General features: G+C 63.1%; 26 protein-coding genes. 18 read left to right on the top strand and 8 right to left on the bottom strand.

The annotated features are described in order from the left end of the window. Positions 1 to 19: 19 nt before the first annotated feature. The 16 genes from DM992_RS21135 (at position 20) to DM992_RS21060 (ending at position 16,894) form a co-directional block, all read left to right on the top strand. On the top strand, positions 20 to 487 hold the full coding sequence (locus DM992_RS21135; RefSeq protein WP_111018489.1) for a phage tail assembly chaperone: 468 nt from the start codon (positions 20 to 22) through the stop codon (positions 485 to 487). Next, the gene (locus tag DM992_RS21130) at positions 484 to 762 is read left to right on the top strand and encodes a DUF4035 domain-containing protein (protein WP_111020330.1); all 279 of its coding nucleotides are present in this window, start codon (positions 484 to 486) and stop codon (positions 760 to 762) included. The genes DM992_RS21135 and DM992_RS21130 overlap by 4 nt, the downstream gene beginning before the upstream one ends. Positions 763 to 775: 13 nt before the next feature. After that, entirely contained in the window at positions 776 to 4,876 is a 4,101-nt protein-coding gene (locus DM992_RS21125; protein WP_111018488.1) for a phage tail tape measure protein, read from the top strand. Further along, a complete protein-coding gene (locus tag DM992_RS21120) occupies positions 4,876 to 5,214 on the top strand; it encodes a phage tail protein (protein WP_111018487.1) in 339 nt (112 codons plus the stop codon). The genes DM992_RS21125 and DM992_RS21120 overlap by 1 nt, the downstream gene beginning before the upstream one ends. Positions 5,215 to 5,222: 8 nt before the next feature. Continuing rightward, positions 5,223 to 6,713: a hypothetical protein gene (locus DM992_RS21115; RefSeq protein WP_162631707.1), complete on the top strand. Its 1,491-nt coding sequence runs from the start codon at positions 5,223 to 5,225 to the stop codon at positions 6,711 to 6,713. A 4-nt stretch (positions 6,714 to 6,717) separates the two neighbouring features. Next, positions 6,718 to 7,401 (top strand): phage minor tail protein L, encoded by a 684-nt coding sequence (locus tag DM992_RS21110; protein WP_111018485.1) that lies wholly within the window; start codon positions 6,718 to 6,720, stop codon positions 7,399 to 7,401. Between the two features lie 49 nt (positions 7,402 to 7,450). Then, entirely contained in the window at positions 7,451 to 8,203 is a 753-nt protein-coding gene (locus DM992_RS21105) for a C40 family peptidase (protein ID WP_111018484.1), read from the top strand. Then, on the top strand, positions 8,200 to 8,763 hold the full coding sequence (locus DM992_RS21100) for a tail assembly protein (RefSeq protein WP_111018483.1): 564 nt from the start codon (positions 8,200 to 8,202) through the stop codon (positions 8,761 to 8,763). Before DM992_RS21105 ends, DM992_RS21100 begins: the two co-directional genes overlap by 4 nt. After that, positions 8,760 to 12,668: a phage tail protein gene (locus DM992_RS21095; RefSeq protein WP_111018482.1), complete on the top strand. Its 3,909-nt coding sequence runs from the start codon at positions 8,760 to 8,762 to the stop codon at positions 12,666 to 12,668. The genes DM992_RS21100 and DM992_RS21095 overlap by 4 nt, the downstream gene beginning before the upstream one ends. Then, positions 12,668 to 12,976, top strand: a complete 309-nt coding sequence (locus tag DM992_RS42820; RefSeq protein ID WP_027808737.1) for a hypothetical protein — start codon at positions 12,668 to 12,670, stop codon at positions 12,974 to 12,976. The genes DM992_RS21095 and DM992_RS42820 overlap by 1 nt, the downstream gene beginning before the upstream one ends. After that, the gene (locus DM992_RS21085) at positions 12,976 to 13,692 is read left to right on the top strand and encodes a hypothetical protein (protein ID WP_111018481.1); all 717 of its coding nucleotides are present in this window, start codon (positions 12,976 to 12,978) and stop codon (positions 13,690 to 13,692) included. Before DM992_RS42820 ends, DM992_RS21085 begins: the two co-directional genes overlap by 1 nt. Before the next feature lie 57 nt (positions 13,693 to 13,749). Further along, complete coding sequence (locus tag DM992_RS21080; RefSeq protein ID WP_027808735.1) at positions 13,750 to 14,034, top strand: phage holin family protein; 285 nt, start codon at positions 13,750 to 13,752, stop codon at positions 14,032 to 14,034. Between the two features lie 2 nt (positions 14,035 to 14,036). Continuing rightward, positions 14,037 to 14,486 carry a D-Ala-D-Ala carboxypeptidase family metallohydrolase gene (locus tag DM992_RS21075; protein WP_105797707.1) on the top strand — a complete coding sequence of 150 codons (450 nt, stop codon included), beginning with the start codon at positions 14,037 to 14,039 and terminating at the stop codon, positions 14,484 to 14,486. Beyond that, on the top strand, positions 14,483 to 14,965 hold the full coding sequence (locus DM992_RS21070) for a DUF2514 family protein (RefSeq protein ID WP_111018480.1): 483 nt from the start codon (positions 14,483 to 14,485) through the stop codon (positions 14,963 to 14,965). Before DM992_RS21075 ends, DM992_RS21070 begins: the two co-directional genes overlap by 4 nt. Positions 14,966 to 15,103: 138 nt before the next feature. Continuing rightward, on the top strand, positions 15,104 to 15,895 hold the full coding sequence (locus tag DM992_RS21065) for a DNA adenine methylase (RefSeq protein ID WP_111018479.1): 792 nt from the start codon (positions 15,104 to 15,106) through the stop codon (positions 15,893 to 15,895). A gap of 102 nt (positions 15,896 to 15,997) precedes the next feature. Further along, positions 15,998 to 16,894, top strand: a complete 897-nt coding sequence (locus tag DM992_RS21060) for a hypothetical protein (RefSeq protein ID WP_111018478.1) — start codon at positions 15,998 to 16,000, stop codon at positions 16,892 to 16,894. A 26-nt stretch (positions 16,895 to 16,920) separates the two neighbouring features. Here the strand turns inward: DM992_RS21060 and DM992_RS21055 are convergent, their stop codons facing one another. Further along, positions 16,921 to 17,412, bottom strand: coding sequence for a hypothetical protein (locus DM992_RS21055; protein ID WP_111018477.1), 492 nt, complete (start codon positions 17,410 to 17,412; stop codon positions 16,921 to 16,923). Positions 17,413 to 17,466: 54 nt separating this feature from the next. Between DM992_RS21055 and DM992_RS21050 the strand changes: the two genes are divergently transcribed. Next, positions 17,467 to 18,171, top strand: a complete 705-nt coding sequence (locus DM992_RS21050) for an SOS response-associated peptidase family protein (RefSeq protein WP_111018476.1) — start codon at positions 17,467 to 17,469, stop codon at positions 18,169 to 18,171. A 258-nt stretch (positions 18,172 to 18,429) separates the two neighbouring features. Here DM992_RS21050 and DM992_RS21045 read toward each other — a convergent pair whose 3' ends face one another. The 4 genes from DM992_RS21045 to DM992_RS43530 all read right to left on the bottom strand — a co-directional run bounded on the left by DM992_RS21045 (position 18,430) and on the right by DM992_RS43530 (position 22,963). Further along, a complete protein-coding gene (locus DM992_RS21045; RefSeq protein WP_162631706.1) occupies positions 18,430 to 19,368 on the bottom strand; it encodes a hypothetical protein in 939 nt (312 codons plus the stop codon). Beyond that, the gene (locus tag DM992_RS21040) at positions 19,365 to 20,474 is read right to left on the bottom strand and encodes a DUF262 domain-containing protein (protein ID WP_204356163.1); all 1,110 of its coding nucleotides are present in this window, start codon (positions 20,472 to 20,474) and stop codon (positions 19,365 to 19,367) included. Before DM992_RS21040 ends, DM992_RS21045 begins: the two co-directional genes overlap by 4 nt. Before the next feature lie 265 nt (positions 20,475 to 20,739). Continuing rightward, positions 20,740 to 22,395 carry a recombinase family protein gene (locus DM992_RS21035; RefSeq protein ID WP_343212476.1) on the bottom strand — a complete coding sequence of 552 codons (1,656 nt, stop codon included), beginning with the start codon at positions 22,393 to 22,395 and terminating at the stop codon, positions 20,740 to 20,742. Then, positions 22,316 to 22,963, bottom strand: coding sequence for a LysE family translocator (locus DM992_RS43530; RefSeq protein ID WP_343212470.1), 648 nt, complete (start codon positions 22,961 to 22,963; stop codon positions 22,316 to 22,318). The genes DM992_RS21035 and DM992_RS43530 overlap by 80 nt, the downstream gene beginning before the upstream one ends. 86 nt (positions 22,964 to 23,049) lie before the next feature. Here DM992_RS43530 and DM992_RS21025 point away from each other — a divergent pair, with 86 nt between their 5' ends. Further along, positions 23,050 to 23,577, top strand: coding sequence for a GNAT family N-acetyltransferase (locus DM992_RS21025; protein WP_111018473.1), 528 nt, complete (start codon positions 23,050 to 23,052; stop codon positions 23,575 to 23,577). Between the two features lie 18 nt (positions 23,578 to 23,595). Here DM992_RS21025 and DM992_RS21020 read toward each other — a convergent pair whose 3' ends face one another. From DM992_RS21020 to DM992_RS21010, 3 genes are all read right to left on the bottom strand, one after another. Then, the gene (locus DM992_RS21020) at positions 23,596 to 24,657 is read right to left on the bottom strand and encodes an alkene reductase (RefSeq protein WP_111018472.1); all 1,062 of its coding nucleotides are present in this window, start codon (positions 24,655 to 24,657) and stop codon (positions 23,596 to 23,598) included. An 84-nt stretch (positions 24,658 to 24,741) separates the two neighbouring features. After that, positions 24,742 to 25,050 (bottom strand): helix-turn-helix transcriptional regulator, encoded by a 309-nt coding sequence (locus DM992_RS21015; RefSeq protein ID WP_034180436.1) that lies wholly within the window; start codon positions 25,048 to 25,050, stop codon positions 24,742 to 24,744. A 301-nt stretch (positions 25,051 to 25,351) separates the two neighbouring features. Next, entirely contained in the window at positions 25,352 to 25,810 is a 459-nt protein-coding gene (locus DM992_RS21010; RefSeq protein WP_111020328.1) for an MEKHLA domain-containing protein, read from the bottom strand. Positions 25,811 to 25,825: the final 15 nt, after the last annotated feature.

Genomic DNA, 25,825 nt, shown 5'->3' with positions numbered 1-25,825 from the left:
AAAACGTAAGGAACGAGTGATGACGAAGACTCCGACGGTCGCTGGCGCGCTGCGCGCAGCGATTCTCAACCCGCTGACCGGCTGGCGGCACGAGCTGGTGCAGATGCCGGAATGGGGCGACGCCTCGGTCGCCGTGCGCGAACCGTTGCTCGAGGACCGCGCATTCTGGCTCGAGCCGCTTCGCCTCGCTGCCGGCGTCGAGCCGGGCGACGACGAAGAAACGGCCCGCGCCAAGTATGCGGCGGTCCGCCCGGACGAGCACGTGCTCGCCTCGGCGCGGCTGTTCGTGCGCGTGCTCTATGTCGAGACGTCGGCCGGCTGGCGCCGCGAATTCGACGACGGGGACGCGCGCGAGGTCGCGTCGGCATTCGGTGCCGCGCACGAACGCATCGTGAGCACGGCGCTCGAGCTCGGCAACATGAAAGTCGACGCGGAGGACGACGCAAAAAAGCCCTCCGCCGAAATCCCGATCTCCGACTCGAACTGACGTTGGCGCTGCGGCTCGGCAGGACACTTGCCGAGCTGCGCGCCGTTATGTCGACCGCGGAATTCGCCTTATGGCAGGCGTTCGATTCCGAGTCGCCGATCGCCGATGATCGTTACGACCTTCATGCCGCGATGGTCGCGTCGGCGGTGTTCCAGGCACAGGGAGCGAAGGTCAAGGTAGCCGACATGATGCCGAACTGGTCTGGCGAGTCGGCGGCAGTTCAGGAGGTCAACGACGATCCTTTCTTCGCAGGCCTAATGAGATTGGTAAAGTAGGCGGATAGGAAATATGGGAACGAGTCTCCGCGAGCTGATCGTCAGCGTTACCGCGAATACGACCCAGTACGATCGACGCATGCAGCAGCTTGGGTCGACGGCCAGCGGCTATTTCAATGCGGTCCGGGATGGGGGCCGCGCCGCTGACGCGGCGTTCGCGTCGAACGCATCGAGCGTGCAGGTGACGGTGCGTGCGATCGAGGCCGCGCGCGGCTCGCTCACGGCATATGCACAGGCTGCTGCCGCAGCGTTCGGCGTGCACCAACTGATCGAGTATGCCGACGAATGGACGAACCTGAGCAACCGGCTCAAGATCGTCACGCGGGATCAGATCGATTTCGCGGTTGCGCAAAACGATGTGCTTCGCATCGCACAGGCTACGCGGCAACCGCTCGACGCGACGGCCGAGCTGTATCAGCGGATCGCGAACAACACGTCGCACCTCGGTCTGTCGATTAAACAGGTCGGCCCGCTGGTCGAAACAATCAGTAAGGCGGTTGCGCTCTCGGGTGTGTCCGCCGACACGGCGCGGCTCGGTATCGTGCAGCTGGGGCAGGCGTTCGCGTCCGGCCAGCTGCGCGGGCAGGATCTGAAGAGCGTGCTCGAAGAACTGCCGGGCGTTGCTGACGCGATCGCCCGCGGCATGGGTAAGGGCACGTCCGAGCTGAAGTCGCTGGCCGAGGACGGCAAGCTGACCGTCGAGAACCTGATCGACGCGCTGAAGAACGCCGGGTCGAGCACGGACGCACTGTTCGGCAAGGTGGACATGACCGTCGGCCAGGCGATGACGCGCCTGCAAACGGAAATCGTCGCATACGTCGGGCACGCGAACGAGGCGACCGGTGCGAGCGCGAAGCTGGCGCAGAGCGTGGTCTACGTTGCGGATCACCTCGACGAGATCGTCACGATCAGCGCATCGCTCGCGGCCGGCCGGCTCGGTGTGTATTTCGCGCAGACCACGGTGGCCGTCAGCAAGTCGGCCATCGCGTGGAACGCGGAGCGGCAGGCGCTGCTCGCGAAGGCGCAGGCGGAAAACGCGGCTGCGCTCGTGACGATCACGAAGGCGCAGAGCGACCGCGATGCGGCAGCGGCGAAGCTGCAGAACGCGCAGGCGGCAGAAGTCGCCGCGGCGGCCGAGCTGGCCGGCATGCGCGCGATGCGCGAAAGCCTGGCGATGCAGTCGGCGCTGACGACCGGTTCGATCCAGTACACGCAGGCGAAGCTCGCCGAGGCGCGTGCGATCGAGGCGAGCGCTGTGGCGCAGGTCGCGACAGCGCGGTCGAATCTGGCGAACAGCCAGGAGATCGGCACGCGGATCGCCGGCACGCCGTACGCGGCGGTGATCGCGCGCGAGACGGCGGCGGCGCAGGGCGAGCTGGAGCGGGCCGAGGCATCCCTCGCGCTGGCACAGCAGCGCCGTGTGGCGCTGGAGGCTGCGGCGGCCAAGGGCACGGTTGACCAGACTCGGTACGCGGCGGCGCTGGCCGAAACCGAGAAGGGGCTCGCGTTAGCCGAGCGCGAAGTCGCGGCGGCGACGCAGGCCCGTGAACGGGCCGAGCGCGGGGCGACGGCCGCGACGGCGGGCCTTGCTGCGGCGACCGAACGCGCGGCGGTGGCGCAGACTGCTGCCGCACGCGCCGGCTCGCTGATGCGCACGGTAGGGTCCGGATTGCTGTCGGTGATGGGCGGGCTGCCCGGGATCATCGCTACGGTTGGCACGGTGGCGCTCGGCGCGGCAGTGAACTGGCTGGTTTTCCGCGATCACGCGAGCAGCGCGACGTCGAGCCTGATCGACATGCAGGCGCCGCTCGACCAGATCATCGAGAAGTACCGGCAGCTGTCGCCACTGCTGCAGGAAGTCGAGCGCAATCGCGCGAAGCAGGCGCAGTCGTCGGCGCGCAGTGATGTGGCGGACGCGTACGCGGGCCTCGCGGCGCGCGCGTCGCAGAGCGTCATCGTGCCGGGCATTGGCGACAGCGCGCCGATCATCACGGACGAGAATCAGGTCGCGCTCGATCGGTTCATTGAAGGGCTGAACCGGATCAAGACTGAGAACCTCGGCGTCGACGAGAAGTCGCGCGAGCTTGCGTCACTGGTCGGCGTGTTTATCGATGCGACGAAGGGCGGTGACGAGCTTCGCGCCGAGCTGGTGCAGGCCGCGTCGGCGATCGACACGGCCGGCGCCGCGGCGGACAAGGGCGCGCGCACGCTGGCCGCGATGGATGCCGCCGCGCGCGGTGCGGCCGACGGCATCCGACTGCTCACCGAAGAAAACAACTTCTTCGCGGGCGGCATGGCGGCCGAGGCCTGGAACAAGTACGTCGAGAAGCTGAAAGAGGCCTCCGACGTCATCGGCATGACCGCGCAGCAGCGCGCCGAATACGAAGCGAAAACGAAGGGCGCGAACACAGCGGAGGCGCGGCAGGCCGGTTTGATCGCCGGCCGCGCGGACGCGTACAAATCGCTCGAAAAAGCGATCCAGGATAAAGACGCAAAGGCCGAGGCCGGCGCGCGGCGGAACATCGACAATCTGACGCGCGAGCTCGCGCTCATGAATCAGCAGATGGTCGTCGCCGCGGCACTCGCTGAGTTTCAGGCGGATCTGGTCAGCAAGAAATTCGAGAAATTCGGGTTCAACGCTGACGCGGCGCTCGCGGCCGCCGCGGCACGCGGCAAAAAGGCGTTCGACGACACGGTGTCGGAATCGGCCGGCCAGGTTGCCCGCATCGGCGTCAACGCGCCGGCGCTCGCGCACAAGAGCCGGGCCGGCGGGTCGCGTGCCGAGTCGGAAAGCCAGCGCATGCTCGACAACATCACGCAGCGTATCGCACAGCTGCGCGTCGAGGCGGTCGCAACCGACAAGCTCACGCAGTCGGAGAAGGACCGGATCGGGTTCGACCAGAAGCTGATCGACCTGGCCGCGAAGCGCACGAAGCTGACCGATGGCGACAAGAGCCTGATTCGTGACCAGGCTGCAATTCGCGCGGCATACGACCGCGCGGTGCAGCTGGAGAAAGAGGTTCGCTATCACGAAGCGATCAACAAGCTGAAGGAGCGCAGCGCGCAGATCGACGCGGAGCTGGCGGACTACGCGTCCGAGCGGCAGCGGGAAGTCGCGCGCGAGCTTGCCGCGATGCCGATGGGCGACAACGCGCGCGAGCTGAACCAGGCGACGAGCCGTGTCGGCGATGAATTCCGGCGCCGGCGCGATGACTTCACGAAGGGCGCGCGGAAGGACGGCACGCTCGGCTCGCCGGAGTATCTGGCGGAAATCGACCGGATCAACCGGGCCGAGGCCGAGCAGGTCGAGCGCGAACGTGGGTATGTCGAGCAGCGGCTCGCGGTGCAGCGCGACTGGCGCGTCGGCGCGAGTCGCGCTGTGGCGCTGTATCAGGAGTCAGCCGAGAACGCGGCTGGGCGGTCCGAGGAAGCGTTCACGAGTGCATTCCGCAACATGGAGGACGCGGCCGCGTCGTTCGCGACGTCAGGCAAGGTGAATTTCCGGGGGCTTGTCGACAGCATGATCGCGGACCTTGCGCGCTTCTATGCGCGGGCTGGGCTGTCCGCTGTTATCGGATGGGGCAGTTCGGCGCTCGGGTTCGATACGGGAGGCGCAGGCAGATTCAGTCCGTCGTCGTTGCTCGGCGGTGTGGCGGGCGGCCTATCGAACGCCTTGGGTGGGGGCGGCGGCAATGCGTATCAGTTTCACCTCGCCGGCGGCGGCCGGGTTAGCGGCCCGGGCACATCAACGAGCGACAGCATCCCCGCGTGGCTTTCTGACCAGGAGTTTGTGGTAAAGGCCGCGGCGGTGCGCAAGCCCGGCGTGCTTCGGCTGCTGGAGGCGATCAACAGCGGACAGGATCTCGGCTTCGCGAAGTTTGCGAACGGCGGGCTGGTCGGCGGTGGGTCGGCTGGCGGTGGCGCGCTCGGCGCGGCGGGCGGAGGAATCGAGCTGAATATCCCGGTGACGATCGACAGCGGCACGGGCAACGCGGCGCAGATGATGGCCAGTGCCGAGTTCGTGAAGAAGCTCACGCAGATGGTGCAGGGGCTGATCGCGGTCGAGAGTCGTCAGGGTGGCGCGCTCTGGAAACTGAAAAACGGGATGGGGTGATGACCGACACGTTTATCTGGTCGCCGACGGTTGAGGGTTTCGGCGGCGATACGACGCTGCGCGTACGAAAGGCCAGTTTTGGCGATGGGTATACGCAGCGCGCGGCCGACGGCCTCAACAACCGCGTGCCGTCGTACAACCTTCGATTCGTGGGGAGGGCCGACAAGATATCGGCAATCCTCAAGTTCCTCGACGACCACGCCGGTGCGGTGTCGTTTTTCTGGACGCCGCCGCTTCGGCCGCAGGGGCGATTCGTGTGTGAGAAGTACACCGAGCCGGTGAGAAGCGGACGCGTGTACACGATCACCGCACAGTTTGAGCAGACGTTTGCACCATAGGGTAAGACATGCCACAACTTCAAAAAGCGAACCTCGGAACGGCGCCGAATGGTGACGGCGGGGACGATCAACGAACCGCGAATGTTCGGTATAACGCTAACGTTGACGTGCTGGCCGCCTGTGTTGCGCTTGGGTACGACATCCTGGGGGACACCACGACGATCGCGCCCAATCGGGTAGGTATTCGATTCGGGCTCAACATCGGCGTGACCGGGAAGAAGATTACGCTTCCCCTGGCCGGATCGGTAATGCTCAATGCATGCGTTCACCTTTTCAACGTTGGTGTCGGAGTCGATATCGGGCTGCAAGGCAACGACGGCACGCAGATTACGGCCCTTGCTCGTGGTGACTGGATCACGTACGCATCGGACGGAGTCTCCTACTGGCATGTAGTGGCGCGCGGAAAGATGCTCCCGGATGAGGTCGTTTCGGGCTTTCTTTCTGTTACACGCGGGTTGAGTGTCGGCGGCGATGTCGCGGTCGGTGGTCGGTTGAATTCGGTCAACAGTCCAAACTTGCTGGTCAATTCGACTGGCGAACTCCGCAATAATTGTTGGACCGGCACGAATTTCGGTGTTGTGGCCGGCACGTCTGGGGAGGGAACAATATTCATCAACTCGGCCGCGATCAATACCGCCGGCTATGCGATGGACTACTCGGACAACATCGCGATCGGCGCCGGTATGCAATTGACCCTCTCCGCCGAGATTGCGACGAACGGTCTGAATGCGGGGCAGGTGTATATGAAGGTGGAATCTTTCAACGCGTCCGGCACCCTTTTGGCGACGTTCACAACCGCTCCAATTTCGACGAGGCGCGATTACACGCTCGTGACCGCTTCGGGGAAAACGCCGAACGGGACGTCATATGTGCGTGTGAGCCGGGTTGCTGATAACACACCGACCATCGCTCAATGGGGCGTGGCGTTTCGACGTATCAAGCTCGAACGCGGTTCGTCGCCATCGTTGTACTCGCAGGAGGCGAGCATCCTCTATCTGCAAGGTGCGCCGGCGTTTGACGGGCGTCCGACGTTCGGGGGAAATGTGCCGTGGGATAGCTGGAATCTGCCACGTCCTTTGCAGCATTCCGACGTTGGAGCAATCGCAGCGGCCGGGGGCGAAGAGCGCGATCTGGCGATAAACGATGAAGTGCGGCTCGTACTGGGCTTCACCCCGAAGGCGAACAGCGTACTTGCAAACGCATCTCTCTATATCAATGTGGGGAGTTCGACGCCCGTAGCAAATGACTTTATTTGTTACCTCGACGTCTTCGACGTTGCGGCGAATGCGGTGGTTACGCGAGGTAGCTCCAGCATTGCGAGCGTCCCTAACGGGCAGCAGTATGTGGGGGTCAGCTCAGCGGCGTCGTTGGCATGTGCTGTCGCTTACGGGAGCCTGACTATCGGTAAGCAATACCAAATTCGCCTTCACGTTTGGAAGGTTCAACCGATCGGACCGATCTACCCGCGCAACATGAGCATTAACGGCGTCGTGGTGTAAGCGTATGGCTATCACAGCGGATATTCAGACCCTCGAGCCTGGTCATCGGATCGAGTTGTTCGAGGTCAATTGCACGGAGATCAACGGAGACGTGTTGCGCTTTCATGGACGCCTGCAGTCAACGTCGATTGTCTGGCAGGGCCTGGAATACAAGCCTTGGCCGATCCGGGCGGCTGGCTTCGAGCGGACGTCGGACGCGCGGCAGCCGGCGCCGACACTGACGGTGGGCGACATCAACGGCACGATCACTGCGTTGTGCGTTGCGCTCGATGATCTCGTCGGCGCGAAGGTATTCCGCCGGCGCACGTTGGCGAAGTACCTCGACGCGGTGAATTTTCCGGACGGCAACCCGACCGCGGACCCGAATGAGCAATGGCCGCCTGAGCAGTGGCGAATTGAGCAGAAAAGCGACGAGCAACCTGGTGTACAGGTGGAATTCACGCTGTCGTCGCCCCTTGACTTCGGTGGGCAGCAGGTGCCCGCGCGCCAGATCGTCGGCACGTGCCAGTGGCGCTATCGCGGGCCCGAATGCGGCTATGCCGGCGTGGTGTACTTCGACAAGAACGACAGGCCGGTGAGCGATCCGGCGCTCGATCGCTGTAGCTATAAAGTCAGCGGATGCGAATGCCGATTCGGCGTGAACAACCCACTGCCGCACGGCGGCTTTTTGTGCGACACGCTCGCCTAGACCACCAATCAACTTTCCTTCACGGACCCGCCAATCGGCGGGTTTTTTTATGGACGAACGAATCAAGCAGGCGATCGCGGAGCACGCGCTCGGCGAGTATCCGCGCGAGTGCTGCGGGCTGATCGTGGAAACCGCGTCGGGAGATCTGTATGTGCCTGGCCGCAACGTCGCGGCCGCGCCGACCGAGCGATTCGGGCTCGCGGCCGAGGATTACGCGGACGCGGAGGACATGGGAGAAATCCTCGCAATGGTGCACTCGCATCCGAACGGGACGGCGCAGCCGAGCATGGGCGATCGCGCAATGTGTGAGCGTGCGGGCATCCCGCGGTGGGTGATTGTCTCGCTCGGCGTGCAGGCCGACGGGTCGATCGGTATCGACAACTGGTGCGAGTTTGGGCCGAACGGCTACGTTGCGCCGCTTTACGGTCGGGAGTACGTGCACGGCGTGCTCGACTGCTACTCGCTGGTGCGTGACTGGTATCTCGCCGAGCGCGGGATCGTTCTGCCTGATTTCGAGCGCAAGGATGGGTGGTGGGCCGATGGGTATTCGAACCTGTATATCGCGCACTACCAAGACGCGGGATTTCTCGACATGGGCCGCGACGCGCAGCTCGAGCAGGGTGATGTGTTGTTGATGCAGATCCGGAGCAAGAACGGAGTGCCGAATCATTCGGGCGTGTATCTCGGCGACGGCATGTTCGCGCATCACATGTACGGGCGCCTGTCGTGCCGCGCGGTGTGGGGCTCGATGTGGCGGGACAGCTGCACGACTGTGCTGCGGCACGTGGGGAGTGAGAAATGACGGCGACGCTTCGCGAGGTGAGGCTTTACGGGATCGCGGGCGCGCGATTCGGCCGGGTGCATCGTCTGGCCGTCTCGTCGACTGCGGAGGCCGTGCGCGCGCTGTCGGTCCTGATCCCTGGCTTTCGGAAATTCCTGCTCGACGCGCGCGACAACGGGCTGACGTTCGCGGTGTTCAATGGCCGCAGAAACCTGCGCGAGGACGATCTCGGCGCGCCGGTCGGCGGCGAAGTGATCCGAATTGCGCCGGTGATCATCGGCAGCAAGAGCGGCGGTCTGTTCCAGACGATTCTCGGTGCGGCGCTGGCCGTGGCCGGCTTCGTGTTCAGTCAGCCGACGCTGATCGGCCTGGGCGTGTCGATGGCGCTCGGCGGCATCACGCAGATGCTGAGCCCGCAGCAGGCCGGGCTGGCGGGTGCGTCCGACAACGGCACCTCGTACTACTTCAACGGAGCGGTGAACAGCGCCGCTCAAGGCGAGCCGGTGTCGCTCGTGTACGGCGAGATGGTTGTCGGATCGAAGGTCGTTAGCTCCGGCATCTATACAGAGGATCAAGTGTGAAAAGGATCTACGCGGAATCCGGGCCGAAGCGTATTAGCGGCGCGAAGGGCGGCGGCGGTGGAGGTGGCGGCGGCGGCGAATCGCCGGACAACTTGCATTCCATTGCGCGCGCGAAGGTGCTCGACGTCATTTCCGAGGGGCCGATCGTCGGCCTGGTGAAGGGCATGCAGTCGGTCTTTCTCGATGGCACGCCTATTCAGAATTCCGACGGCTCAGTCAACTTCCAGAATTACAGCGTCGACGTTCGCACGGGCACGCTCGATCAGGAATTCATGCCGGGATTTCCGGCGGTCGAGCGCGAATCGGCCATAGGCGTGCCGCTGACTTCCGATGCGCCGTGGGTGCGGCAGGTGCAAAACACGCAGCTGTCGGCGGCCCGTATTCGCTTCGGCCTGCCGGCGCTGCAAAAGAGCGATCCAGCGACTGGCGTGTTTGGCTATCGCGTGGAATATGCGATTGATCTATCGGTCGACGGAGGCTCATACGCACAGGTGCTGTCGTCGGCATTTGATGGAAAAACGACATCGCTTTACGAGCGCTCGCACCGGATCGAGTTGCCGCGCGCGACAACCGGCTGGTTGGTCCGCGTGCGACGCATCACGCCGAACGCACACAGCTCGCTGATCGCGGACACGGTGAATATCGAGGCGATCACGGAGGTGATCGACCGCAAACTGCGGTATCCGATGACGGCGCTCGTTGGCATGACGTTCGACGCGCGATCGTTTTCGCAGGTGCCGGTGCGGTCGTACCACGTTCGCGGCCTGATCGTTCGGGTGCCATCGAATTACGATCCTGAGACGCGCACGTACTCGGGGGCATGGGACGGGACGTTCAAGCCAGCCTGGACGAACAATCCGGCGTGGATTTTCTACGACCTGCTGCTGAACGATCGCTACGGCCTCGGCAAGACGGTGGACGCGTCAATGATCGACAAGTGGGGGTTGTACGAAATTGCGCGGTATTGCGACGTCATGGTGTCGGACGGCCGGGGCGGCGTCGAACCGCGCTTCACATGCAACTGCGTGATCCAGTCGGCGGCCGACGCGTACAAGGTGCTGCAGGATATCGCCAGTGTGTTCCGCGGCATTTCGTACTGGGGGCCGGGCGCGGTGGTCGCTTCGGCGGACATGCCGTCCGATCCGGTCTACGTCTACACGGCGGCGAACGTAATCGACGGGGCGTTCCGGTACGTGGGAAGCGAGCGCAAGACGCGATATACGGTCGCGTTGGTGAGCTACAACGATCCGTCGAACCAGTACAAGCAGGCGGTCGAGTACGTGCCGGACGACGACGGCATCGCGCGGTACGGCGTCATCAAGACGCAGGTGACGGCGTTCGGTTGCACGTCGCAGGCGCAGGCGCACCGGCTTGGCCGGTGGCTGCTCCTGACGTCGCGCTACGAGTCTGGCACGGTGTCGTTCAAGGTCGGGATGGATGGCGTGTTGGTCGGGCCGGGGCAGGTGATCGCGATCGCCGATCCGCGGAAGGCTGGTCGTCGCATCGGTGGGCGCATCCGCGCGGTGGCCGGTAACGTCGTCACGCTCGACAAGGCGCCGACCGTGGCGCCCGGCGACCGCTTCACGGCGATTCTGCCGTCGGGCGTTGCGCAGTACCGTGCGGTGAAGTCCGTCGATGGCGACGTGCTGACGCTGGCTGATCGCTTCGACGCGGACCCGGTGTCCGGCGCGGTGTGGATGCTGGAGAACGCGGAGGTCGCGGCGCAGCTTTATCGCGTCGTGAGCGTTCAGGAAGGCGACGACGACGGCCTGCTCGAGTACACGATCACGGCCACGATGCACGAGCCCGGGAAATACGCGGCGATTGACGACGGCGCACAGATTCAGCAGCGGCCGGTGACGGTCGTGCCGCCATCGGTACAGGCGCCGCCGACCAATGTGCGCGTGACGTCGTACTCGGCCGTCGATCAGGGCATTTCCAAAACGACGATGGTGATCGCCTGGGACGCTGCGGATAACTCGGTGACGTACCTGCCGGAATGGCGGAAGGACAACGGCGAGTGGGTCGGTGTGCCGCGCACGGGCGGCCTGCAGGTTGAGGTGCCTGGGATTTATCAGGGGCGGTACGTGGCGCGCGTGCGTGCGCAGAACGTGATGGGCGTTACGTCGCTGCCGGCGATCAGCGCGGAAACGCAGCTGAAGGGCAAAACGACGCCGCCGCCGGCCGTTGCGTCGCTCAAGGCCGCCGGCATCGTGTTTGGGATCGATCTCGATTGGGCGTTCCCGGGCGACGGTACGGCCGGCGATACGCAGCGCACCGAGCTCTGGTACAGCCGCACGCCCAGCCGCGACGACGCGATCAAGCTGTCGGACTACGCGTATCCGCAGGCTTCCACGTCCTTGCAGGGGCTCGCGTTCGGCCAGGTGTTCTATTTCTGGGCTCGGCTCGTCGACACGTCAGGGAACGTCGGGCCGTGGTATCCGGCGGCCGGGCCGGGCGTGCAGGGGCAGCCCACGACCGACGAAGACGAATACGAGAAGTATTTCGAGGGACGGATTTCGCACTCGGCGCTGGGCGAGGATCTGCGCAAGCCGATCGACGCGATTCCCGGCATTCAACAAGGCGTCGCAGATAACGCGAGCGCAATCGAAAAGGAGATACGCGACCGCGCGGACGCGATCGCGAAAGAGGCTCGGGATCGGGCGGACGCTGTGGCCGAAGAGGCGCGGCAGCGTGGCGCCGCGGTCACCGCCGAGCAGCAGGCTCGGCAGACGGCCGACACCTCGCTCGGGCAGCGCATCGATACCGTGACGGCCGGCGTCGGCGACGCGGCGGCGGCCATCAAGCAAGAGGCAACCGCGCGCGCCGATGCCGACGGTGCGCTGTCGACGCGGATCGATACCGTCGTCAGCAAGGCGAACGACAACGCTGCGGCCATCTCGTCGGAGGTGACAGCGCGGACCACTGCGGACACGGCGCTCGGTAAACGCATCGACGCCGTAACGGCCGACGTCGGCGCAAACAAGGCGGCGATTACGGCCGAGCAAAAGGCGCGCGCCGACGGCGACGGTGCGCTGTCGAGTCGGATCGATACGGTATCGGCATCGGCCGGCGCTAACGCGGCGGCGATCGCAGCAGAGCAGAAGGCGCGTGCCGATGCGGATGGCGTGCTGGCGACGCAGATCAGCAAAGTGTCGGCGCAAATCAATGTACCGATGGCGGGCGACAGTGGACGTGCGGCGGGATCGACGCAGGTTAAGGCGGGCGTCTATTCGGAGCAGTCCGCGCGTGCCGAAGCCGACATGGCGATCGCGCAGCGTATCGAAGCTGTTACGGCGCAGATGACTTCCGGGCAGGCGTCTCTATCAGCCGGGATTCAGGCGGAGTCGCAGGCGCGAGTGGATGCCGACAGTGCGCAGGCCGAGCAGATTACGACCGTGCGCGCGCAGGCAAACGCGAACGCTGCCGCGGTGCAGACGGTGGCGCAGTCGTACGCGGACCTGAACGGGCGTGTATCGGCGTCGTACCAGATCAAGACGCAGATCACGTCGGACGGTCGCACGTATATCGCCGGTATCGGCGTCGGCATCAACAACGACAGCGGCATTGTCGAGTCGCAGGTGTTGGTATCGGCGCAACGTTTCGCGGTGGTCGACCCGAACAACGGCGGCGCTTCGATCGTACCGTTCGTCGTCCAGGGCGGGCAGGTGTTTCTTCGCCAGGCGCTCATCGGTTCGGGCTGGATCACGAACGCGATGATCGGCAGCTATATCCAGTCCGACAACTACATTGCGGGTCGGCAGGGCTGGCGGCTCGACAAGAGCGGCTGGTTCGAAATCAACTCGACCGATGGCCGTGGAAATCGAACGGTGATCGACAGTAACGGCGGGCGCGTTTACGACGCAAATGGCGTTCTTCGAGTTCGTTGGGGGGTATGGGGGTAATGGACGCGGGATTCTGGGTTTGGGATGCGGCCAGCCGCCTGATTCTCGACGGTACGTCGAGGGCTGGGCGGATCGTCGGGATCGTGTACACGGGAGGTGGTGCGGGGTCTAGTCCGGCCGACCTGTCTGGGGGCGCGCCGTTCTGGGCGTTCATGCCGCAGTGGATCTTTCGTCGTGTCAGCGGCGCCGAGCCTACGCCGGTTGTCGCGATCGATGCGTACGGAATCAGTTGGTCTTACAGCGGAAATACCAGCGGATCGAACGCATACGCGCCTGTTCCTGGTTGGCTAGTTTTCGGGGTGTATTGATGGACGCAGGATTTCAGGCATTTACTGAAAGCGGTCTTTACCAGATTGACGGGAGGACACCGAATTATCAGCTGGTGCAGGCGATGTCAGGGCAGGCGGTAGACACGTCGTTGCAGCTTGCGGTCAACGATGCGGGGAGGCCGTTCGGTGCGACGCTGCCGAGCATTGCATTCTCGTTCAATGCGACGGCCGGGCCGATGTATGGCGTATACGCGTCTGATGGCGTCGGGATTACGGTTTGGAACGTGAGTATCGACGGGGGCGTGTACACGATTCGGTTCGTAACGGAGCGCCCGTGTGCCGTCTATTTCTTTCTGTTCGATCGCACGCCACCGGCAAATAGTGGTTTCGGGTTTCAGGTGTTTGGGCCGGATACGAAGCTGATCGCTGACACGTCAGTGCCATTCCTTCGCGTCCTTGACGTGATCGTCGACCACTACGTGCCGGACACGGGGTTTGTGACGATCGGTGCTCCGTCTCCGCAGTGGCAATCACGGTCGTACGGAAGACCGGTCCTTGTTTCTGCTATTGCCCCGGTGCACGTCGGCTGGAGCTATGACCCTGCTGGCTTGGAGATGACTTCGATTCGCGTGACTGGCGGCACGATCACGTGGGGAACGTCGATGTGGGGAGGGGGGAAGAAGCCAAACTTTACGGGATTTAAAGAACAGTGGCACCACATGTTCATGGTGCTCGATGCGACGGGAATTTTGTGATTGGCCGCCAACTTGGCGGCCTTTCTTTTTTTACGGGGCAGGAAACGGGGAGCGGGAATGCAAGAGCACGAAAAGACGATTCTGGAGTTGATCCTCATGGGCGGACTGATTGGCATTGCGAAAGTGTTGGTGGGTAGCGAGCAGCTGACGTTCCGGCTTGTGGCCGGGCGTGCCGTGCTCGGTTCGGCGACATCGATGGTTGCGGGTCTGGCGCTGCTGCAGATCCCGGATTTGCCGCCGATCGCGTTGCTCGGCCTCGGTAGTGCGCTGGGCATCGTCGGGTCGCAGTACCTCGAAGTGCTGCTGCGACGGAATGCAAAACGAATGTTTGGGGGGAAGTGAATATGACGAATCTGACTGCACATTTCACGCTCGAGGAATTGACCGCGAGCGACACGGCGCGCCGGCGCGGCATCGATAACACGCCGTCGGCCGCCGTGACGGCGAACCTGCGCAGGACGGCGGAAGCGCTCGAGCGCGTGCGCGACGTGCTCGGCGGCCGACCCGTGATCATCACCTCGGGCTATCGAGCCGCGGCGCTCAATCGCGCGGTCGGCGGCGTTCCGACGAGCGCGCATCTGTCGGGCCTGGCCGCCGATTTCGTCTGTCCGAAATTCGGCGCGCCGCTCGACATCTGCCGGGCGATCAGCGCGTCGCCGATCGAATTCGACCAGCTGATTCAGGAGGGCACGTGGGTTCACATCGGCCTCGCGCCGATCGGGACGAAGCCGCGGCGACAGGTGCTGACGGCATCGTTCGGCGCGACGAGCACGACGTACTCGGAGGGGCTATGACCTGGTTCGATCCGCGGTTTTGGCTCGCAATCGTCGCGGCGCTGGTGATCGGTTCCGCGGCTGGATATTTCAAGGGCCATCGCGACGCAGACCAGTCGCACACGGTGGAAACACAGGCGCAGCGAATTCGCGAGCTCGTCGGCGAGCGCGACGAAAGCGACCGGATCGCGCGTCAGCAACAGGGGAATGCTGAAAATGCTGAGAAACAACGTGAACAGGCTCGCGCTGCTGCTGACGCTGCCGATGCTGCTGCTAACAGCCTGCGCAAGCAGGTCGCCGAGCTTGTCGCCCGAACGCGTGATCCCGCCGCTCCGGCCGGAGGCGCGGCAACCGGCAGCCCCCTCGATCTGCTTGCCGACCTGTTCGGCCGGGCTGACGAGGCTGCGGGAGAGTTCGCGCGAATCGCTGACGAACGAGGCATTGCCGGCCGGCAATGCGAAAGCGACTACGACGCGCTGACGGGCGCGGCACCGCGATAGAAACAGGGCGACCGAGGGGCGTGCGGTAACACGCCCCTCGGTCGCTTTTCCACTGTCTGAGCCAGTGAATCAGCCAAGGCCCTGCATACCTACGTAGGCGGGCCGGATTCTACACCAAGTTCAAAAACGGCTTTCACAATGGCAAATCCGATTATTCCGTGGATCGGCGGCAAGCGCCGGCTTGCAGACCATCTCATTCCGCGCTTTCCGGCGCACGACTGCTACGTTGAGGTGTTCGCGGGCGGCGCTGCTTTGTATTTCATGCGGCCGCCGGCAAAGGTTGAGGTAATCAACGACGTCAACGGCGAGCTGATCAACCTGTATCGCGTCGTGCAGCATCACCTCGAGGAATTCGTGCGGCAGTTCAAATGGGCCCTCACCAGTCGACAGGTGTTCGAGTGGTTGAAGCAGACGGCACCGGAGACGCTCACCGACATCCAGCGTGCGGCGCGGTTCTACTACCTGCAGAAAAACTGCTTTGGCGGGATTGTCCACGGGCAGACGTTCGGCACGGCTACCACTGCGCCGCCTGGTCTGAATTTGTTGCGGATTGAGGAAGAACTATCAGCGGCGCACTTGCGCCTCGCGAGCGCATATATCGAGCGTCTGGACTGGGCGGATTGCATCGATCGCTATGACCGGCCGCACACGTTGTTCTATCTCGATCCACCGTATTTCGAAACGCGCGGCTACGGCGTCGATTTCCCGTTCGCTGAGTACGAGCGGATCGCAGAGAGGCTCCGCCGCATCAAAGGGCGAGCCATAGTAAGCCTGAACGATCACGACGAGATCAGGCGCGTATTCGATGGATTTCACATTGAGACGGTGCCGCTGCAGTACACGGTTGCGGGCTCACATAGAAGCGTCGAACGAAGCGAATTGATCATCTTCAGTTGGGACGACGCGGCGCAGCCGTCCGGGTTGTTCTGATCGCCGCCCGCGCTTGCCGCGGGCTTTCTATTTCCAGAATTTGTAATCGATATGTAAAATCGACGATCCGGGGATATAACAACTTCCGACCTGAGAACCACAATGAAAAAAACTTTGATTTCTGCTGTGATGGCGGGGCTTGCGCTGTCCGCGTGCGGTGGCGGCGACGACTCGTCGACGCCGGCCGCGACTGGTCCGGCAATCCGCCTTGCGTATTCGGGGGTGCCGTTGGTGGCGGCGCAACGTGCGCGCGTAATGGCTGCTGCTGCGGACGGCTCGAGCGCAGCGTCAGCGCCGGTGGTGTCAGTTGGCGATGTGCAGCCGACGATCGCGGCGCTGCAGGACGCATTCAAGGCGCGGGGCGCTGATATTGCCGTCTATCCTGGCGTTGTCAACGGTTCGAAGCTGCACGATATTGTCATGAGCGAGAACGGTGGCGTCGGGCCGACCACGGCCGAGATCCTCAACTCGAAAACCAACATCAGCGAATGGGCTCTCGTGTACTTCGAGCTCGACGATATGTCCGGATACATCGATTCGGCACAGCGGAGTGCCGAAGTTAGTCAGTTCAAGCGCGATCTGCAGGTGTATGGCGCGCGAGAATATCTCAAGGGGCGAGTCATTTTCGCGGCTCGGCCGATCGTGTCGTGTGCCGGGCCCAAAGAGGTTCGAACCGTCAATGACGAGGGCATGGTGGTGGTGAACTCGTACAAGCCGACGTCGCAAGTCCTTTACGAGGTAATTGAGGGCGCCAGCAACGAGGGGGTAGTGTCGCCCATTGGCGGCATTTACAGGCCTGACGTTTCCCATATGGGCGCCGACTGCAGCACGCCCGACCAGACGGTGCGAGACGCGCACCTGGCCAGCATTGCCGATCCGCTGGTCGATCGGTACAAAGTCGCGCTCGACACGATCAACAAGTGCAAATACAACCCGTCGGCCATTCCGGAGGGTGACCGGTCGGCACAGTGCTGGGGTATCGAGCCGGTGAAGAAGTAACAGCTACTGGGCGCTCCGTCGACTGATCACATCATCCCGGCGCGCCCCTTTTCTTTCCGGAGAAGGTGGCGCAGCTCTTGAAGTTTCCCGTTGCCGCCGCCTAGCTCCCCGCGGTCCTCGACGTTCTTGTCGACGTAGTCGAACCACTCCTGCACCTTATCCAGCGATTTCCGAAGGGCGAGGATTTCAAGGATCAGCCAGCGTACCTGCAGGTCCGTGTACTCGCGCCATAGGGCGCGCAGCTCGGCATCCGACGGAGCATCAAACTCCGGCATCTTTGGCTTGACCTTGAAGCGCGGATCGGTGAGCGGCACGCGATTTCGATCGATCCGTGTGGCCTCGATCGGCGTGCATGAGCCTAGGAAAACGGACCTCGGGTCCTGATCGACCCAAAATTCGAATTCCTGCTTTGTGAGCTCAACCGGAGTCCGTAGGCGGTTCTTGTCGCCTTGGAACCCGTATTCCCAGATGTAAGCCCACTGCGGCTTGATCACGTCGACACCACTGTATAAAAACACAGTATATTTCGCGCTAAGCTATCCTCGTCAAGACCAGAAAAATGGGGACGGGATATGTGCACAAACTACGTCGCGCCGGGAGAAGATCCGGGGTTGAGTGAGCTGAAGATCGACAGCTTCCGCGACCTGTACCGCTGGACGCCGTGGAAACCTGAGATCTACCCGGACTACGATGCGCCGATCGTCGGCTACGTCGACGGGCAGTTCGAGCCCCTAATCGCAGGCTTCGGCTTCTGGCCGAGTGCACTCCAGAAAGCAAACATCAAGAAGGCGAAGGAGCAGGGACGCAAGCCGCCGCTCATGCGCAGCACGATGAACGTGCGCGACGACAACCTCGGGAAATCGCCGTTGTACGGGCCAACCTGGCGCGCCGGCCGGCGTTGCCTGATTCCGGCGCTATCCGTGGTCGAACCGTCCTATCCTGACGCGCGCCAGGAAGCGAATGGCGACTGGGTGCTCGGGCCGTGCGTGTGGCAGAAAATCGGCGTGGTCGACAGGCCGACGATGTGCGTCGCCGGCATCTGGCGCACGCTGACGAACCAGGACGGCTCCGAGCATCACGTGATGTCGATGATTACCGTCAACGCCGACGGCCACCCACTGATGTCGCGCATGCACAAGCCGGCAGATGAGAAGCGGTCGGTCGTGATCCTGCGGCCCGACGACTGGGAGGAATGGCTCACGACATCGAACATCGAGGCCGCGCGCGCGATGCTGCAGCTCTATCCGGCCGACGAGATGTACGCCGAGGCGAAGTAATTCGGCATTACGCCAAATTTACGCCAAATTCGCCGATGAGGCTTGCTGTATAAGGCTTGAATGGGGTGTCGCTGGTCCCCCCGACAGGGATCGATATCGAAATGCCAAGGACCTAAACGGGGGCGCCTGTAGGGCTGAGACGCAATACTAGCAAGGGTTTCAGCGAAATAGCAAGCCGGAGCGTATATGTCGGCCAAGGACCCCATGTGGTACCTCGAGAGGCGTATTTGTGGTACTCCGCTCCACTAGTTGGGCGAGCTAGATCGGCTGTATCCAGCCGTTTATCAAGCCCTTCTCGTTTTTGACAATTATTGTCTCCCCGCTACCCATCGTGCGATTTGCGAACGCCTGTAGTCTCTGGCGCAGCTCTCCCTTCTTGAGCTTCTTAACGATTTTGCCGAGTCGGTTCTCCTGCCAGCCAGATTGATCGGGATTGAACTCGACAATTCGAATTATCGAGGCCGCAGCCGAGAATTTTTCGAACACTGCCTTGTCGGTGACCACCGTTTTGCGCAGAGCTTGAGCGCACTGACTGACTGATGTATCGAAGGCGAACGCGAACAAGGGCAACGCGTTGGCCATATCCGACCGAAAGTCTGAAAGCTTGTAATCGAGCCCGAAACCATGCGCAGCGCGATGCCTGTTCTTAGCTAGCCGGGTGAACACGCTTTCTATTGATCCGAGCAGCGGCATCTCGAGCAGGGCTGTCACTTCGTTTAAGCAAGCGAACTTCTCCCCGAGGCCGAATGACTCCAGTAATTCTCGAACGTCGTCTCGCGATATATTCGACGCGGCCTTCCCGAAAAAGTATTCAGATGGCACAAATGCTTGATCGTTCTCGCCCGAACTACTTAGCAGCAGGCCTTGAAGTTGCAGGAGCGTAATTCGGTCGTCCCTATCTGTGCGGGATAGAGAAAAGTTGATGCCCTCAATGGTTCCTTGAAGGATCAGCATCTGTAACCTATTGGGAAAGCTCTCGAGGCGAACACCTTCAGCCCCGAGCCAGGAGATGACCTCATGCGCACGGCGGCGGATAAAATCCTCGAGCGCAGCAAAGGCCACAACATGAAGACCGTTAAGTCGAATGTGGTTCGCACTCCGTGACCCCTGCGTTCCCGGGAGTACGTCTCCTAATGCCTCCGACAATTCGCGTAGGGTGCAGATAGTCGCCCAGAAATCATCGTAAGCTGCGCTCACAGAGCCCTCAGAAGATCAAGAACAGTGTTGATACGGTGGCGCACGAAAGATGGAGTATTCGTTCCTTGTCGGACAGCTTTGTCGAAACCTGGTGTCAAGAATAACGCTGCGGTCGACTCGATCACGTTCGCGCTTGCCGCCTCTGCCTTTGCCACTTGTTGCGCTGTCAACTGTGAGACCGCAATCATCTCCGCGTCATACATCCCCGCTAGGAACTGATCGCGCCAACTGGTTCCCGTGTGTCGCTGAAATGCACGTTGCCCCCATATGCGGCGGCACGCCTCGAGGGCCGCAGAGAATTTCTCCCCTAACGCTGCGGCCTCTGCCGCTGATCGCTTTGAATTGCGGACCATACAATGATCAAGCTCGTCCCGCAGTGAGCCCGAGAACGTCTTCCAGCTTTCCAGAAGTGCAAAATATCGAAGTACGTATTCAGCATCGTCCATTTGCACGTACGCGGGAGACGTTTCGGACGTGATTTTTAGCCTCTGTTTCAAGAACTCAGAATCCGAGAGGGAAAAAATAAGATCGCTGAAGGGCCCTCGGTACGCAACTTTCCGAAGTTCTTGGGCCAGCATTGGCTCGCCGCCCCGATTTAGGCGTGTGAATACCTCGAACTTCAAGTTGGGGTCGGATTGTTTGAGGAGCGTGACGACTCGAACGTATGGGCGAATCGTTAGTGCGTTCTGAAGGTCCTCCGGGAGATTCTCAAAGAACAGCCCATCAATCTCTGTGAAACTCTCCAGGCCCGTAAGACTCAGACTTCCGCTCATGAATGCGTGAATCGCCGTCAGGCGTTGCTTGCCATCGACCACTGAGTATTGGCCAAAAGCGTCCTCTGCCAGGTAAATTGGTGGGACGGGGACATTCATCAGGAAGGACTCAATCAGCGCGGACTGCTTTTCCGGTGACCATCGTTTCCGGCGCTGAAAGTCAGGCTCTAAGTCGATTGCCGCTTTACCACGTGGGCCAACACTAGTCATCCCAGAGAGCGACGACAGCGACAAATCGGCCGTCTGATATACAAGCCTGTCCTGTGACTTGAGGAATTTTGCGATTACAGCGCTCTCGCGCTCCTTCGAAATTATCTTTGCTTTCGCGTTCATATTCTCTTCGCTGGACTCGCATGTGAGGCGAGCATCTCGAGCGGGCCGCGTTGCGCGGAAAGGGTACTCAGTCGCTATTCTACAGGCGCACTGCTGTGATTTCGAGCGCACGCCCCGCCCCCACTCCGGGTGCCGTTTCTGGCGAACCATACCCGTGTTCCACGAAGCCCCCAAAGGTGCCCAGGGGTACCTGGCGAAGCTCGTCCGGAAATTTCCTGGCGGCGATTCCGCCGGCTCCCAAGCGACGTGCATGATACGTCGTGTTCTAAGCCCCTCCTGACATGCCGTGAGGTAACGGCACTTCGTCGGCGTGGTGCGGCGCGAGGTCGATGTTGTCTTCGGCCTCCCATTGCCCCGTCTTTCGATCGATGTTCAACAGTCGCATTCCGCCGCGCTTGGTGACCAACAGCAGCCCAATGGTGCCGCTGCGTTTCCACCGATCGGCCGGCGCGTCATCGAGCGGCGTGAAGCCGCGCTGGAACAGCACAATCTTCCGGAACGTATCCGCAACGAGCTGACGCGCCTTCAGGCGCGCGTCGTATTCGAGCGCGAGAACACCATCAACGAGCCGCGCCCATGCCTCGGCTGCTGCGGGAATCTCGTGGGCGTTGCTCGCCGCGATTTGATGTTCGAGCGCTTCTATCTCGCGGCGCTGCTGTGCGTGTTCCGTCTCGAGCTCGCGCGCGCGGCGCATGAACGCCGCCGGCGCCGCGCCGTCATCCGATAGAAGTGCATCAGTTACGCGCTGGATCTGCGCTTCGATCTCCGCGGCGCGCTGCCGCGCTACGGCAAGTTGCGCTGTTCGGCGCGCGGACCCATCGTCACCTTCGAGTAGTCGCGTCAGGTTGAATTGATCCGAGCAGTAGCGCATCAGCGCGCGCTCGACCGTCACCGTATCGCACGTGCCGCCGACCGGGCAGCCGGCGTTGAACGTGGAGCCCGAGCACGAGAGACGTCGAACGATTTCCGAGCCCTTGGCACGTTTCTTCGTGGCGTTCTGCGACACCACTGCCATGTCGCAATACCCGCACGAAGTGATCGACAGTCCGGTGAGGATGCCTGGGATTTCCCCCTTTCCTTTGCGGCGCCCGCGCTCGCTCATCGCATCTTGCAGGGTCGCGAATTCCTCGTCTGTCAGGAGAGTGGGGTAGTAGCCGGTCAGCCTGAATTCCTCGCCGTCCACCGTGAGCGACTTCTCACCGATCAGGGCACGGTTCCGGACGATGCGGTACATATGTGTCGAATAGTTGCCGGCGTTGCTGACGTACAGCTCGCGCTCCGATAGGATGCGTGCGATTTCCATCGCGCCGTGGCCGGCGAGAAACAAGTTGATCATCGTCTTGATCGCCAACACGCGTTCGGGATAGAGTTCGAACGCTCCATCTTCGCGTTGCTGTACCCAGTGCGGATCTTTCCCATTGCGCACGATGCCACGCCACGTCCCGGCGACCCATCCCTCGCATTGCCGGCGGATTGCCGCCTTCACGCGCTTGCTCTTCGTGTCCGATTCCTCGTGCGCGCGAATCATCACCAGTAGGCTGTATACGAGATCCATCGGCTGCGCCTTCAACCGCTCGCGGTTGTATTCGCGGCCGTCGCTCGCCGTCACGACTGTGATGCCAGCGTTGATGATCTGCGCTAGTTGCGCCTGGGCCTGAATCGGCTCGGCACGGCTCAGGCGGTCGAGCCCTTCGACGATGAGCACTGACCCGGGCAGGATGCGGCCATCCTCGACAGCGCGCAGAAACACGCCGAGCGCCCCCTGTTTGATGTGGCGCTGATGGAACGCGGACAGCCCTTCATCGCGCAGCGTGAGCGACGCGTCGAGCTGCATGCCGTGTTCAGCCGCCCATCGTGCGGCGTACTCCATCTGCCGATCCGCGCTGCTGCCGGCGGCCTGTTTCGGATCGGAGAAGCGCAGGTAACTGTAGACCTTGGATTTCGTTTTCTTCGGCGCTGCCATGTCGTGTTACCGCGCGACGTGGGCGGCTGCACGGCTTGCGCGCTTGGTCGTGTGAATCACGGAAGTAGGGCAGAAAGTTGACATGGGCGGCTCCGGGGGGGGCGCGTAAAATAAGGCTCTGCGCGGTTAGGCGAAGTATGTATTTTCGCCTAACTTTCGGGTTGCCGAGCGTGACCAGCATGCCCGCGGCGAACATGCGCCATGGCGACTGGCCGCGCGGCAGGTCGTCCGCGCCCGTCCCGGTCGGCGCGGTCCACATCTTCCACGCGAGGAACAGCAGGTATGCGACGCCGAGCAGCTTCAGCACGATCAGGCCCGTCTCGAACGTGCGCGCGAACGCGGACAGCCCCGCGACCGCGAGCGTGAGCCACAGCGCTTCGCCGAGCCACATCGCCGCCAGGAACGGCAGTACGTCTCGCACGCCGTTCGTCAGCACGCGCGCGACGAGCGCGGCGACGCTCGGGCCGGGCGTGCCGGCGGTGACGAGCAGGGCGAAGGCGAAGACGGCGAGTGCGGACAACGTCATGATGGGCCTCGTGGATGGGCATTCGAAACGTATGAAGTTTCGATTATAGTGACGGCCGTTCCAGACTGCCTGCCTGAATTGCCGTCATGACTGCATCGATCCTGATCCGTCCCGCGACGCGGGAAGACGCGGCCGCGATGGCCGCCGTGGAAGTCGCCGCCGCGCAGCGGTTTCGCGAGATCGGCATGACCGACATCGCCGATGGCGAGCCGACCGATACGGCCGACGTGCTCGCACGCATCGACGACGGCCGCGCGATTGTCGCGGTCGATGCGCAGGGCGCGTGCGTCGGGTTTGCGTTCTACCGGCTGCTCGATGCGCAGCGGCTGTATCTGGAGGAACTGGATGTCGCGCCGTCGCATGCGGGACAGCGGATCGGCGCGCGCCTGATCGAACAGGTGACGGCGCGAGCGGCGCAGCAGGGTATCGCACAGGTCGTGCTGTCGACGTTCCGCGATGCGCCGTGGAATGCGCCATATTACGCGCGCCTCGGTTTCCGGATCATCGACGACGCGTCGCTCGACGACACGCTGCGCGCGGTCCGCGCGCATCACGTCGCGCGCGGGCTCGACGAGACGCAGCGCGTGTTCATGCGCGCGGACGTGCGCGCCTGAACACGTGCTGTCCGGCCGTCAGGCCGCGTCGCTCAGCGCCGGGTAGTCGGTGTAGCCCGTTTCGCCTTCTGCGTAGAACGTTTCCGGCACCGGCTGGTTCAGCGGCGCGCCGAGTTCGAGGCGGCGCGGCAGGTCGGGGTTCGCGATGAACAGCTTGCCCCATGCGATCGCGTCGGCGCTGCCGCTCTCGAGTGCGGCCTGAGCGGTATCGAGCGTGAACTGCTCGTTCGCGATCAGCGGGCCGCCGAACGCTTCCTTCAGGCGCGGGCTCAAGTGGTCGCCCGAATACGATTCGCGCGTGAAGATGAACGCGATCTTGCGGTGGCCGAGCTCGCGCGCGACATAGCCGAACGTTGCCGCTGGATCGGAATCGCCCATCGTGTGCGCGTCGCCGCGCGGCGCGAGGTGCACGCCGACACGGCCGGCGCCCCACACGTCGATCGCCGCGTCGACCACTTCGAGCAGCAGGCGCGCGCGGTTCTCGATCGGGCCGCCGTAGGCATCGGTGCGGCGATTGGTGCTGTCCTGCAGGAACTGGTCGAGCAGGTAGCCGTTCGCGCCGTGGATCTCGACGCCGTCGAAGCCGGCCGCCTTCGCGTTTTCGGCGCCCTTGCGGTACGCGGCGACGATGCCCGGAATTTCGTCGAGTTCGAGCGCGCGCGGCGTCACGTAAGGACGCTGCGGACGCACGAGGCTCACGTGCCCGCCCGCGGCGATCGCGCTCGGCGCGACCGGCAGGTCGCCGTTCAGGAACACCGGATCGGAGATCCGGCCGACGTGCCAGAGTTGCAGCACGATGCGCCCGCCGGCCGCGTGCACGGCCTGCGTCACCTGCTTCCAGCCTTCGACCTGCTCGTCGGACCAGATGCCGGGCGTGTCCGCGTAGCCGACGCCCTGAGGCGTGACCGAGGTCGCCTCGGTAATGATCAGGCCGGCGGACGCGCGTTCGGCGTAATAGCGGGCCATCAGTGCGTTCGGCACGCGCGTCGCGCCCGCACGGGAGCGGGTGAGCGGCGCCATCACGATGCGGTTCGGCAGGGTCAGTTCGCCGAGGGTAACGGGATCGAACAGCGTGGGCATGGCAGATAACCTCTTCACGAAAGGCGCGGGCGCGCCGTCGCGTCATGCGCAACGCGGGCCCGCGTGGCCGATACGGCCGGTTGGCTAGAGATCGCGGCGCAAAGCGTCGTGAAATGCGTCGATGACGGCCTCGTTGCGCCGGAAGAACGCCCACTGGCCGATCCGCGTCGACGTCACGAGCCCCGCGCGCTGCAGCGTCGCGAGGTGCGCGGAGACGGTCGACTGCGACAGCCCGCAGCGCGCGTCGATCTGCCCCGCGCAGACGCCGTGGTCGTACGGCAGCGTCTGCGCCGGAAAATGCTCGCCCGGCGTTTTCAGCCAGTTGAGGATTTCGCGGCGCACGGGGTTCGAGAGCGCTTTCAGGATCGCGTCGATGTCGATTTCGGTCGGCATGGATGGAGCGGGTGTTTCGGTCGGGCAGACGGGTATCGTCGATGGGCGAATCATATATCGGAAGTTTGCGATATGTTTGAAAGCACTGTTGGCAATGGGGTTGATAGCTGTCGACCGAGGCGATTCGCTATCGTCGCGCGAGGTCGACCGGCGCTGCGATGGGGCCAGAGCCAACCAGCGATCGCGATGCGCCGGGTGGTCCGGCGCTGCACGCACGCTTGTCGCAGGTGCTTCTTCTCCGGTTGGGGGACGCAATCACTTCCGGCTTTGCGTTGTGTCGCGCGGACCGCCGGTAATGCAATCAGATGTCACGTGTACGGGGAATGACGACTGCCTGGCCGTGTAATCGGCCGTCCGTATCGAGAAGCTGCCACAGTGTTGCTTCCTCGATCATGAAGCGCTGGCCGGATTTCGTGATGCGAACCCCTTTGTATCCGGTCTCGTAACCAAGCCGCTGTACGCGTGCGAGGAATTGCTGCCGTTCCTCGCGATTCGGCGCTTCGGCAGAGAGCCGGGACGGAAGTCGGGTGATTTCATCCCAGCCATATTCGAATCGGCACTGTGCGGCCTTGTTGGCATAAATAAAGCGTGGATCGGGGTCCGTGTTGTGTGCAAGCACTGCGAACGGGGCGCGCTCATAGAGCCACTCGGTTGCGTCATTCTCGGGAATGGTGGCCGGCACGAGCGGGCGACCGAGCAGGCGAGCATGGCTGTCGGCAAGCAACTGATAGAAGGCTGGATTGCGAAAGAGCGGAATCATCTGGCACATCACACC

The organism is Burkholderia sp. JP2-270 (genome assembly GCF_003233675.1).
Taxonomy (GTDB): domain Bacteria; phylum Pseudomonadota; class Gammaproteobacteria; order Burkholderiales; family Burkholderiaceae; genus Burkholderia; species Burkholderia pyrrocinia_C.
This window is presented reverse-complemented; position numbering and strand designations above follow the sequence as displayed.